The 12017-nt window shown below is 69.7% G+C and carries 10 protein-coding genes; 4 read left to right on the forward strand and 6 right to left on the reverse strand.

From position 1 onward, the window contains the following. The first annotated feature begins 113 nt into the window (after window positions 1-113). From EZH22_RS09055 to EZH22_RS09065, 3 genes are read left to right on the forward strand one after another with little or no spacing between them, the layout of a single operon-like run. Window positions 114-1385, forward strand: a complete 1272-nt coding sequence (locus EZH22_RS09055) for an efflux RND transporter periplasmic adaptor subunit (protein ID WP_408647687.1) — start codon at window positions 114-116, stop codon at window positions 1383-1385. Further along, window positions 1382-2608 (forward strand): ABC transporter permease, encoded by a 1227-nt coding sequence (locus tag EZH22_RS09060; RefSeq protein ID WP_203195319.1) that lies wholly within the window; start codon window positions 1382-1384, stop codon window positions 2606-2608. The genes EZH22_RS09055 and EZH22_RS09060 overlap by 4 nt, the downstream gene beginning before the upstream one ends. Beyond that, window positions 2601-3299: an ABC transporter ATP-binding protein gene (locus EZH22_RS09065; RefSeq protein ID WP_203195320.1), complete on the forward strand. Its 699-nt coding sequence runs from the start codon at window positions 2601-2603 to the stop codon at window positions 3297-3299. The genes EZH22_RS09060 and EZH22_RS09065 overlap by 8 nt, the downstream gene beginning before the upstream one ends. A gap of 100 nt (window positions 3300-3399) precedes the next feature. Here the strand turns inward: EZH22_RS09065 and EZH22_RS09070 are convergent, their stop codons facing one another. The 6 genes from EZH22_RS09070 to EZH22_RS09095 form a co-directional block, all read right to left on the reverse strand. Further along, the gene (locus EZH22_RS09070; RefSeq protein ID WP_203195321.1) at window positions 3400-3585 is read right to left on the reverse strand and encodes a hypothetical protein; all 186 of its coding nucleotides are present in this window, start codon (window positions 3583-3585) and stop codon (window positions 3400-3402) included. Window positions 3586-4379: 794 nt separating this feature from the next. Continuing rightward, a complete protein-coding gene (locus tag EZH22_RS09075; protein WP_203195322.1) occupies window positions 4380-5717 on the reverse strand; it encodes an L-serine ammonia-lyase in 1338 nt (445 codons plus the stop codon). A 19-nt stretch (window positions 5718-5736) separates the two neighbouring features. After that, on the reverse strand, window positions 5737-6291 hold the full coding sequence (locus EZH22_RS09080; protein WP_203195323.1) for a sarcosine oxidase subunit gamma: 555 nt from the start codon (window positions 6289-6291) through the stop codon (window positions 5737-5739). Continuing rightward, on the reverse strand, window positions 6284-9313 hold the full coding sequence (locus EZH22_RS09085) for a sarcosine oxidase subunit alpha family protein (protein WP_203195324.1): 3030 nt from the start codon (window positions 9311-9313) through the stop codon (window positions 6284-6286). Before EZH22_RS09085 ends, EZH22_RS09080 begins: the two co-directional genes overlap by 8 nt. Next, window positions 9313-9594 (reverse strand): sarcosine oxidase subunit delta, encoded by a 282-nt coding sequence (locus tag EZH22_RS09090; RefSeq protein WP_203195325.1) that lies wholly within the window; start codon window positions 9592-9594, stop codon window positions 9313-9315. Before EZH22_RS09090 ends, EZH22_RS09085 begins: the two co-directional genes overlap by 1 nt. An 8-nt stretch (window positions 9595-9602) precedes the next feature. Next, window positions 9603-10856 (reverse strand): sarcosine oxidase subunit beta family protein, encoded by a 1254-nt coding sequence (locus EZH22_RS09095; RefSeq protein WP_203195326.1) that lies wholly within the window; start codon window positions 10854-10856, stop codon window positions 9603-9605. 119 nt (window positions 10857-10975) lie between these two features. Here EZH22_RS09095 and EZH22_RS09100 point away from each other — a divergent pair, with 119 nt between their 5' ends. Beyond that, complete coding sequence (locus EZH22_RS09100) at window positions 10976-12016, forward strand: GlxA family transcriptional regulator (RefSeq protein WP_203195327.1); 1041 nt, start codon at window positions 10976-10978, stop codon at window positions 12014-12016. The last annotated feature ends 1 nt before the right edge of the window (window position 12017 follow it).

The following is a 12017-nucleotide window of genomic DNA, read 5'->3' on the forward strand; positions in this document are numbered from 1 at the left end:
AGATCGGGCGGGCATTAGTCAAGGGTGGGGCGCGGGCCTGGATCGGTGGGACGCCGGCGGCGCCATGATCGAGCGCAATGCGGCTGGGGTCGAACCTGACTAAAGGAAACGCGGTGGAGCAGACGAACATAGCCGAATACGCCCGCGGGTCCGAGCGACGGCGCCCATACCGCATCATCCGTGCGGCATGGGCGCGCAAGTGGCTGATCGGCGGGGCCGTCCTCGCGGTCGCGGCGATCGCCTGGGCCGTTGCCCGCTGGCTGCTGGGTCCGGAGGTCGTTGTCTATCCCGCCACCCGCGGCGAGCTGGTGAAGACCGTGGTGGCGAGCGGTCACGTGGAGACGGCGTTCCGCGTCGAGATCGGCAGCCAGATCACCGGGATGGTCCGCGAGGTGCTGGTGGACGAAGGGCAGGCGGTCACACAGGGCCAGCCGCTCATCGTCCTCGAGACGAACGAGCTCAAGGCCCTCGAGGTGCAGGCCGAAGGCGCGCAGGCGCAGGCGGAAGCCCGCGTCCGCCAGATGCAGGAGCTGACCCGGCCCGCCGCCGAAGAGGCGCTGAAGCAGGCCAAGGCCAACCTCGCCAATGCCGAGGCCGCCTATGAGCGCGCCGAGCGGCTCGCCAAGAGCGGCGCCGGCACGCGGGTCACGCTCGACGACGCCACCAAGACGATCGATGTCGCCCGCACGCAGGTGCGCACCGCCGAGCTGCAGGTCTATACCAGCAGCCCCGGCGGCAGCGATTATGTGATGGCGGAGACGCAGCTCAACCAGGCGCGCGCCAATCTCACCATGGTGCAGGCGCGCCTCGGCTACGCCACCATCACCGCCCCGCGCGATGGCGTCCTCATCACCCGCAACGTGGAGCGCGGCGCCGTCGTCCAGGCCGGCAAGGCGCTCCTCGTCCTGGCCCCGGCCGGCGACATGCAACTGGTGCTGCAGATCGACGAGAAGAATCTCGGCCTGCTGAAGCTCGGGCAGAGCGCGCTGGCCTCCGCCGATGCCTATCCGGACCAGCGCTTCGCCGCCACGGTGACCTATATCAATCCTTCCGTCGACATCACCCGGGCCTCGGTGGAAGTAAAGCTCACGGTCGTCGATCCCCCGGCCTATCTGCGCCAGGACATGACCGTTTCGGTCGACATTGCGGTGGATCGCCGTCCCGCGGCGGTCATCGTCCCCGCGCGGGCGGTGCATGATGCGACATCCGCCGCGCCCTGGGTGCTGGTGGTGCGCGAGGGCCGGCCGCGGGCGCAGAAGGTGCGCATCGGGCTGCGCGCCGGGGATTATGTGGAGATCCTGGAGGGGGTCGCGCCGGGGGAAATGGTGGTGCCGCTCTCGTCCGGCGTCCGGGCCGGCCAGCGCATCCGGCCGGTGCAGGCGTGAGACGCTGGCTGCCCTTCGCCTGGATCGCGGCGCTGCGCTTCCTCGCCGAGGGGCGGATGCAGACCACCTTCATCCTGAGCGGCATCGCCATCGGGGTGGGCGTGATCGTCTTCATGTCGGCCATGCTGGCCGGGCTTCAGGCCAATTTCATCAAGCGGGTGCTCACCTCCCAGCCGCAGATCCAGCTTTTGCCGCCCGACGAGGTGGCGCGGGCGCTGCGGCAGGGCGAGGGGGTGTACGAGGCGGCCATCGTGCAGCGCCCCGCCCAGCGGGTATTGTCCATCGACCAGTGGCAGGCGATCCGCGACGCCATGCGCTCGCGGCCGGACGTGCGCGTCGCCGCCCCGACCGCATCGGGGGCCATGCTGGCGGTGCGCGGCGACGCCAGCCGTTCCATCACCCTCACCGGGATGGAGCCGGAGCACTATTTCCAGATCGTGCGGGTGCCGGATTATCTCGTCGCCGGGGAGCTGCGGCTGGGCACCGACGACATCCTCATCGGCACCGAGCTCGCCAAGGATCTCGGCGCCACGGTGGGGGACAAGCTGAACGTGACCTCCGCCGAGGCCGGCCGCCGCATCCTGACCATCACCGGCATCTTCGATCTCGGCAACAAGGGCGCCAACGAGCGCAACACCTATGTGGCGCTGCGCACCGCCCAGAGCCTGCTCAACCTGATCGGCGGCGCGACCACCATCGACCTGACGGTGACCGACATCTACGCCGCCGAGACCATCGCCCAGGAGATCGCGGCGAGCCTGCCGGTGCAGGCCGAGAGCTGGATCGCCACCAACGCCCAGTTCTTCACGGCGGTGCGGGCGCAGCAGAACTCCAACACGCTGATCCGCCTGTTCGTCGCGCTCTCCGTGGCGTTCGGCATCGCCGCCGTGCTGATCGTGTCGGTGATCCAGCGCTCCAAGGACATCGGCATCCTGCGCGCCATGGGCACCTCGCGCCGGCAGATCCTGCAGATCTTTCTCATCCAGGGCGGGGTGCTCGGCTTCCTCGGCTCGCTCGTCGGCTCGGCGCTCGGCGCGGGCGCGCTGGTGCTATGGCACAATCTGGCCCGGCAGGTGGACGGGACCGAGCTGTTTCCGCTCCTGCTCGAGCCGGGCCTGTTCCTCGCCGCCGCGGCGATCGCCACCCTCACCGGCGTCGTCGCGGGCGTCGCCCCGGCCGTGCGGGCGGCCAGCCTCGACCCGGTGGAGGCGATCCGTGGCTGACGTTCTCGTCCTCGACCAGATCCGCAAGTCCTACAACGTCGGAACCCCGGTCGAGACCGAGGTCCTGCACGGCATCGACCTGACCATGCGGCCGGGCGAGTTCGTGGCGCTGATGGGCCCGTCGGGCTCCGGCAAGAGCACGCTCCTCAACATCGTCGGGCTGCTGGACCGGCCGACGTCGGGGCGGCTGCTCATCAACGGCGAGGATACGACCGACCTCCCGGACAAGGCGCTGACCAAGCTCAGGGGCCACACCATCGGCTTCGTGTTCCAATATCACTACCTGATCTCCGCCTTCACCGCGGCCGAGAACGTCATGATGCCCATGCTGGTGGATCGCGGCCATCCCGACCGGGAGATGGAGCGGCGGGCCGCCGAACTGCTCGACCGGGTGGGGCTCGGCAGATGGCGCGACAACCGGGCGACCAACATGTCCGGCGGGCAGCAGCAGCGCGTGGCGATCGCCCGCGCGCTGGCCATGGACCCCGCCCTGGTGCTCGCGGACGAGCCGACGGGCAACCTCGACACGGCCTCGGCCGACGCGGTGTTCGAGCTGATGCGGCAGATCAATCGCGAGCGGATGACCACGTTCCTGGTGGTCACCCACAATCTGGATCTGGCCCGGCGCTGCGACCGCATCGTCGAGGTGGTCGACGGCCGGCTCACCCCCGGCCCGGGGCTGGCCGGCTGAAGCAAGGACATCGGCGGCGCGGCCGACGGCACCATGCGCGTGCGAACCGGCGCCGCGCGGAACACGCGACACGCGGGGCAATTATGCCGACGCCGCGCCCCTAAAAATAAGACGGATAACCGAGGATCGGAAGCAGCCGGGATATGATCGCGCCCAGGCAGACCAGGACCACGAGGATCTTGAGAAGATATGCCAGCCGGGCATCCGTGCAGAATTTATCGATAACCCAGAACAAAATCGCGCCGACGACGACGATAATCAAAATTCCAATCACCAGACTGATCATTGCAGCCTCCTGTCGCAGATGCGGATACGATCTTAAAATACTCGTTCATAATTAAAATGACATCCCCTCCATTCGTCCGGTCGAGATGCTTACCTCTTCAGGACGACGCCAAGCGCGAGGACGATATAGGCAGTCAATGCAAACCAGAAGCCGTATAGCGTGAGGTATGGAAGCAATATAACACGACCGAGAAGCGCGAGTGCGGCCAGGACCAGAGAGGTCACGAAAAACGGAACGGACGGCGTGTATAAATTCATGCTTTCCTCTCCCATCTCTGCGGCGCGCCGAATGAAGGGATCGGTCGCGCATCGGCGGCAATTGAATGATCAATTGCATTTGAAGGACCTGAGAACGAACGCCCGTCACACCGCCCGCAGAACCGAAAGTCCTTTTTGTCTGCCGGCACGCACTGTTTCGCTCGAATGCTGCCCGCAGAGTGATCGTCGTCCGAATGTCCGCGAATGCCGGTCGTTTGCGGGGATACCTTGACCGTTATGCACGTCCCGTCCGCGTTGCCATGTTGAACCCGCCGTCGTGTCGACCACCTGCGGGCGGACGCCGCCCGGTCATGTTGACCGCCTGCTTTTTGATGTCAATCGGCCTTCGGCCCCGTGTCCGTCCGACGCGGGACGAAACATGGCGTTGCCGCGCGGCGACAGGGGTGACGGCCGGTCGCCGGAGAGGCCTGGACCCCGAGTGGTCCGGGGTCGTCCCCGGTCCCGCGCATGCGGCATGGCTTGCCGGGCCCCGCCGGGGAGGCATGCCCCCTGGTCGCCGGGGGCGCGGCAGCGCTGTCAGCAGGCGGAGAGGTTGACCGCGAGGCCGCCTTGCGCGGTTTCCTTGTATTTGGACTGCATGTCGGCGCCGGTTTGCCGCATGGTCTCGATCACCTGGTCCAGCGAGACATGATGGATGCCGTCGCCGCGCAGGGCGAGGGAGGCGGCGAAGATGGCCTTCTGCGCGCCGAAGGCGTTGCGCTCGATGCAGGGGATCTGCACCAGGCCGCCGACCGGATCGCAGGTCATGCCGAGATGGTGTTCCATGGCGATCTCGGCGGCGTTCTCCACCTGGCGGGGATCGGCGCCCAGCGCCGCGGCGAGGCCGGCCGCGGCCATGGCGGCGGCGGAGCCCACTTCGCCCTGGCAGCCGACCTCCGCGCCCGAGATGGACGCGTTGCGCTTGATCAGGCCACCGATGGCCGCGGCGGTCAGCAGAAAGACGCGCTGCCGCGCCGCCGTGGCGCCGGGGCAGAAGTCGCGGGCATAGCGCAGCACCGCCGGAATGATCCCGGCGGCCCCGTTGGTGGGGGCGGTCACGATGCGCCCGCCCGCCGCGTTCTCCTCGTTCACCGCGATGGCGAATGCGGACACCCAGTCCAGCACCTCGTGGGGCGCGAGCATGTTTGAGTGCTCCGCCGCCGCCAGCTTCCGGGCGATGCCTTTGGCGCGGCGGCGCACCTTCAACCCGCCCGGCAGGAGCCCATCGGCTTCGAGCCCCCGCGCGATGGACGCGAACATGGCGTGGGCGATCCCGTCGAGCTCCGCCTCCACCTGCGTCCGGGCCCGCAGCGCACATTCGTTGGCGAGCTGGACGTCCGCGATGCTCAGGCGGCGATCCGCGCAGATGGCCAGCAGTTCGGCGGCGGTGGTGAACGGGTCGGGCACCGGCGGCGGCGCCGTCTCCTCCGGCTGCTCCGCCGCCACGACGAAGCCGCCGCCGACGGAATAGAAGTCCCTCTCCAGGAGCAGCGTTCCGTCCCCGGCGAGGGCGCGAAAGCGCATCCCGTTGCTGTGGACGGGGAGAAGGGTCTCGAAGTTGAACATGAGGTCGACGGCCGGATCGAATGCGGCGCCGCAGGCCAGGCGACGCCGGGCCCTGAGCCCGGCCACCAGGCCGGGCACCGTGTCCGGGTCCACCCGCGACGGCTCGGCGCCGAGGAGCCCCAGGCAGATGGCGCTATCGGTGCCATGTCCGGGTCCGGTCCAGGCCAGGGAGCCGAAGAGTTCCACCCGCACCCGCGCGGCATCGGCGGGCATCGCCTCGAGAAAGCGCCCGGCGGCCACCATGGGACCGACGGTGTGGGACGAGGACGGCCCGATGCCGATCTTGAACAGGTCGAACACGCTGATCATGCTTCTTGTCCCGATCGCCTCACGCCGCCCCGTATTCCCGTGCCGCCTCGCGGAGGAAGGCGTGGACATAAGGGGCGAAGGAGCGCGCGCATTCGACGCGAAAGCCCTCGCCCCAGCGCACCAGCACGATCTCCGCCTTCGCGAGGAGCGTGCGGGTGGCGCTGCCGGGCGGAAATGCCCGCTCGTCGAGGTCGAGCGGCACGCCCGCATTCAGGATCATCGGCGCGGCGGCGCCGCTGACGGCGATCGCGGCCTGGCGGTGGCCGACATCCACCAGGGAATGAAAGCACCCGCCAAGATCCGCCGCCACGCGGCCCGCCGATCCATCCCCGTCCGGCGCCACCAGGAGCCATTCGTCCGGGCCGAGGCGCGCGGCAAAGCGCTCGCCCGTGCCGCGCGCCGAATTGATGGCGCCGGACAGGTCGAACAGGCCGGCGCGCCCCGCAACGGCCGCGGCGTCGGGCGCGAGCCGCAGCACGTGGCGGCTCGCGGGACCCAGCGGGACGATGCCCGCCGCCCCAGTGCCGGAAGCCGGCGCGATGAACGGTGAGCGATATGCGGCGTGCTCAGGCATGGACGTTCCCTCCAGATCCGACGCTCCCCCCGTGCACGCGCGTTCCCTCGGGGTCGAAGAAGACCGGCGGCACCACGCGCACGGCGGCAAATCCGGTGGGCGTCGTCGCATGCAGGACCTCGCCCATGCGCCCGCGTCCGCCGGAGACCAGCGCGAGGGCGATGGACCGCCCGCAGGTCTCGCTCCAGTAGCTCGACGTGACATGCCCGAGCATCGGCACCGGCACGGCGGCGTTCGGATCGGCCACGATCTGCGCCCCCTCGTCCAGCACGAGGCCTTCCGCCTCGGTGAGGAGGCCGACCAGTTGCCGGCGATCGGCCTTCAGCATGTCCGGCCGGCGCAGCGAGCGTTTGCCGACGAAGTCGGCCTTGGCGCCGGACACCGCCCAGGACAGGCCGGCGTCGTCGGGCGTCACCGTGCCGTCGGTGTCGTGGCCGGCGAGCAGGAAGCCCCGCTCGGCGCGCAGCACATGGGTGGCCTCGGTGCCGTAGGCGACCATGCCGAAGCCTTGCCCGCGCTCCCAGATGGTGTCCCACACCTCCCGTGCGAAGCCGGAGGGCACGTTGATCTCGTAGCCCAGCTCCCCGGTGAAGGAGAGCCGGAACAGCCGCAGGGGCACCCCGCACAGGGTTCCTTCGCGGACCGCCATGGGGGGAAAGGCGGCCGGCGCGAGATCGATGCCCTCGACCAGCGGCGCGATCACCTCGGCGGCGCGGGGCCCCTGCACGGCGACGACGCCCCATTGCTCCGTGGTGGAGGTGAGATGGACCCTCAGGTCGCTCCATTCGGTCTGAAGATAGTCCTCCATGTGGGCGAACACGCGGGGCGCGCCGCCGCTGGAGGTGGTGACGTGGAAAAGGTCCGGCGCCAGGCAGCCGACGATGCCGTCATCGAGGATGAAGCCGTTCTCGCCCAGCATGAGCGCATAGCCGCACATGCCGGGTTCAAGTCCGCCCAGGGAACTGGCGTAGATGCGCTCCAGGAATTCCAGCGCGTCCGGCCCCGTCACCTCGATCTTGCCCAGCGTCGATGCATCGAACAGGCCGACGGCGTGGCGCACCGCGCGGCATTCGCGGGCGACCGCGGCGCGCATGTCCTCGCCGCGCCGGGGGAAAGAGCGGGCGCGCCGCCACAGGCCGACCGGCTCGAACACCGCGCCCTGGGACTGCGCCCAATCGTCGATGGGCGTCGTGCGGATGGGGTCGAACAGGGCGCCGCGCGCCGGCCCGACGATGGCGCCGAACGAGACCGGCGTGTAGGGCGCGCGGAAAGTGGTGGTGCCCACTTGCGGAATGGGCCGCCGCACCGCCTCGGCGATGAGGCCGAGGGCGGCCATGTTGGAGGTCTTGCCCTGGTCCGTGGCCATGCCGGTGGTGGTGTAGCGCTTGACGTGCTCGACGCTCTCGAAGCCCTCGCGCACGGCCAGCCTGATGTCCTTGGCGGTGACGTCGTTCTGGAAATCCAGGAAGGCGCGCGCGCGACCGGGGTCGGCGTCGGTCGGCAGCAGCCGGACCGGCGCGAAGCCGGTGAAGGAGGACGGGACGACGGCGAAGCTCCGCGCGCCTTCCTCTCCCGCCGCCCGCGCGCCCGCCTGCCAGCCCTCCGCGAGGACGGCGGGAAGATCATAGGCGCCGTTGCACGCGCCTGCCGATCGCGCCCGCTGGGCTGCCGCGCCGGGGACGAAGGCGTCGATGTCCGGCCGGAAGTCGAGCTGGCCGCGGGACTGGGAGTGGAGGTGGACGGCGGGCGTCCAGCCGCCCGACAGGCCGACCGCGTCGCAGGCCAGCGTGCGGCGCTGCCCCACGGTCCCGGAGGCGCTCACCGGGGCGACAAGAAGGCCCCTCACCCGGCTGCGGCCGAGGGAGCCGACCACCGTGTGCCCGGTCAGCACCTCGATGCCCTCGCCGCGGACCCGGGCGAGCTCCGGCCCGCAGGCGGCTTCCGGCCGCGTGTCCACCACCGTCACCGCAAGGCCCGCGGTCCGTGCCTCCACGGCGGCCTGATAGGCCGATGCCCCGTTGGTCGCGAAGACGAGGGACCGCCCGACCGCGACCGCGTAGCGCTGGAGGTAGACGCGGATGCTCTCCGCCAGCAGGATGCCGGGCCGGTCGTTGCCGGCGAAGGCGAGGGGCCGTTCGTGGGCGCCGGTGGCGAGCACCACCTCGCGGGCGCGCACCTGCCACAGCCGTTCGCGCGGCAGGCCCGCCGGGGCGGAGGCGAGATGGTCGGAGAGCCGTTCCGCCAGCGCCACATGATTGTGGTTGTAATAGCCGAAGGCCGTGGTCCGCGGCAGCACGGTGACCGTGTCCCGGCGCTCAAGCTCGGCGACCGCCTGGTCGCGCCACGCGATGGCGCGCTTGCCCTCGATGGTCGAGGCGGCATCGTGGAGCAGGGTCCCGCCCGGCTCCGGCTGCTCGTCGGCGAGGATCACCCGCCGTCCGTGCTCCGAGGCGGCCAGCGCGGCGGCCAGGCCCGCGGGACCGGCCCCCACCACCAGCACGTCGCAATGGGCATGGCGATGCGCGTAACGCTCGGCGTCCGCCGCATGCGGCGCGACCCCGAGCCCCGCGGCGGCGCGGATCAATGGCTCATAGACCCTGTGCCAGAAGCTTCGGGGCCATTTGAAGGTCTTGTAGTAGAAGCCGGCGACGAGGATCGGGGCGAGAAGATCGTTCACCGCGCCGACATCGTATTCCAGCGTCGGCCAATGGTTCTGCGAGCGCGCGACGAGGCCGGCGCAGGCTTCCACCATGGTGGCGCGATTGTTCGGATCGCGCCGGCCGGCGCCGCGATCCAGGTCGAGCAGCGCATTGGGCTCGTCGGAACCGTGGGTGAGGATGCCGCGCGGGCGGTGGTATTTGAACGAGCGGCCCACCAGATGGATGCCGTTCGCCAGCAGGGCGGACGCCACCGTGTCGCCGGCAAGGCCGGCGACACGCTGTCCATTGAAGGTGAAGCCAAGGGGCTGCGTGCGGTCGACGCGCCCGCCCGTGGGCAGGCGGAAGGGCTGCGGATCGGCCATCATGCGCCTCCCGCGGGCCGCGGCGTCCCCATGGGGTAGCTCGCCGTGAAGGCATCGCTCGCGGTGTCGCGCCGCGCATTGAACCAGCGGCCGCACCCGTGCGCGTGCAGCCAGCGCTCCGCGTGGGGCCCCTTCGGATTGGTGCGGGAATAGAGGAAGTCCGCCCAGGCCGCGTCGTCGCAGGCGTCGGGATGCGCCGGCCGGGCGATATGGGCTTCGCCGCCGCAGCGGAACTCGATTTCCGGCCGGGCGCCGCAATAGGGGCAATGGAGGAGGAGCATGGCGGGACTCAGTGAGCGACCGCCGCCGCGGCCGCTTCGTCGATGAGGCGGCCGGTGCGGAAACGGTCCAGGGTGAAGGGCGCGCTGATGGGGTGGGCGGCATCGGTGGCGAGCAGGTGGGCGAACAGGTCGGCCGAGCCCGGCGTCGCCTTGAAGCCCCCCGTTCCCCAGCCGCAATTGACGTAAAGCCCCTCCACCGATGTCCGGTCGATGATCGGCGAACGGTCGGGCGTGACATCGACGATGCCGCCCCAGGCGCGCATCATCTTCATGCGCCGGAACTGCGGGAACAGCTCGCAGATGGCGTCCAGCGTATGGGACGTGATGTGCAGCCCGCCCTGCTGGGAATAGGAGACGTACTGGTCGGTGCCGGCGCCGATGACGAGCTCGCCCTTGTCGGACTGCGACAGGTAGGCGTGCACGGCGTTCGACATGACGACACAGGGCACCACCGGTTTCACCGGCTCGGAAACCAGCGCCTGCAGCGGGAAGCTCTCGAGCGGCAGGCGCAGCCCGGCCCGCGCCATCACCACGCTGGTGTGCCCGGCGGCGGCCACGCCCACGCGCCGCGCCCGGATCGGCCCGCGCGTGGTCTCCACGCCGGCGATGGCGCCGCCGGGGTGGCGGAGGAATCCGGTCACCTCGCAATTCTCGATGATGTCGACGCCGAGGGCATCGGCGGCACGGGCATAGCCCCACACCACCGCATCGTGGCGGGCGGTGCCGCCGCGCCGCTGGAGCGCGGCGCCGAGAACCGGATAGCGGGCGCCTTGCGAGATATCGAGACCCGGACAGACGGCGCGCGCCTCCTCCGCGGTCAGCCATTCATTGTCGATGCCGTTCAGGCGGTTGGCGTAGATGTGCCGCTTGAAAATCTGCAAATCGTGCTGGGTGTGCGCCAGCATCATGACGCCGCGCGGGGAATACATGACATTGTACTGCAATGTCTGCGAGAGGTTCTCCCACATCTTCAGGGCGTGCTCGTAGATCGCCGCGCTCTCGTCATAGAGATAGTTGGAGCGGATGATGGTGGTGTTGCGGCCGGAATTGCCGCCGCCGATCCAGCCCTTCTCCAGCACGGCCACGTTGGTGATGCCGTGCTTGCGCGCCAGATAATAGGCCGTGCCCAGCCCATGCCCGCCGCCACCGACGACGACCACGTCATAGGCGCGCTGGGGCGCGGGCTTGCGCCATTGCGGACCCCAGCCCCGGTGGGCGTTGACGGCTTCGGACAGAAGCGATGTGAGCGAGAAGCGGGGCATCGCAATCACCTGCAATGGAAATCACCTGCAGCGGCCAGGCGGGTCGGTGGATCCGTGCGGGGATTGTGCGTGCGGATCATTCTTGAATCTTGTAGAAAGACGACTACAAAAGAGTAGGAATGAGACATTCGCGCGCGGTACAGCCCAAGCTGAAGGTCGGCTTTGTGCTGTTGCACAATTTCACCCTTACTGCATTTTCCACTTTCGTGGATGTGCTGCGCCTCGCCGGCGACGAGGGCGACCGCTCGCGCCCCATCGCCTGTGACTGGCGGGTGATGAGCGCGAACAGGATGCCGGTGCGCTCCTCCTGCGGGATCGAGGTGCGGCCCACCTCGGGCCTGGTCGACCCCTCGGGCTTCGACTATGTGGTGGTGGTGGGCGGATTGCTGCACGACGTGCCGCCGCTGCCCCCGGAGACCGCCGCCTACCTGCACCGGGCGGCGGCGGCGGGCGTGCCGCTGGTGGGGGTGTGCACGGCGAGCTTCGTGCTCTGCCGGCTCGGCCTCATGGAGCACCGCAAGTGCTGCGTGAGCTGGTATCACTACCGCGATTTCCTGGAAGAGTTCCCGAACCTTGTCCCGGTGGCGGACCTGCTGTTCGTGATCGATGGCGGGCGGATCACGTGCTCCGGCGGGGCCGGCGTCGCCGACCTCGCCGCGCGCCTGGTGGCCCGGCATCTGGGCGAGGCACAGGCGCAGAAGGCGCTCCATATTCTCCTGGTGGACCGGCCCCGCGACGAGGCGAGCCCGCAGCCGGCGCCGCAACCCGATGCCCAAGCCGGCCAGGACCGGCGGGTCCAGCGGGCGCTGCTGATGATGGAGCAGAACCTGGCGGATCCGCTGACGATCCCGCAGATCGCGTCGAGGCTCGGCCTCGGGGCGCGCCAGTTCGAGCGCCTGTTCCACGAGCAGCTCGGGCGGAGCCCGTATCAGGCCTATCTCGACCTGCGGCTGACGCACGGCCAATGGATGCTCAAGAATACTGCAAATACCACCGCGCAAATCGCGGCGGACCTCGGCTTTGTGGATTCCTCGCATTTCAGCCGCGCCATCAAGGCCCGGCTCGGCGTGACGCCGGCCGCTTTCCGCAAGGCATGCCGGGCCGGCGTTTCCGAGGCCGTCCGCCCGCAGGAAAATGCGGATCGACGCGTCTACGGGTGAA

Source organism: Xanthobacter dioxanivorans (assembly GCF_016807805.1).
Lineage (GTDB): Bacteria > Pseudomonadota > Alphaproteobacteria > Rhizobiales > Xanthobacteraceae > Xanthobacter > Xanthobacter dioxanivorans.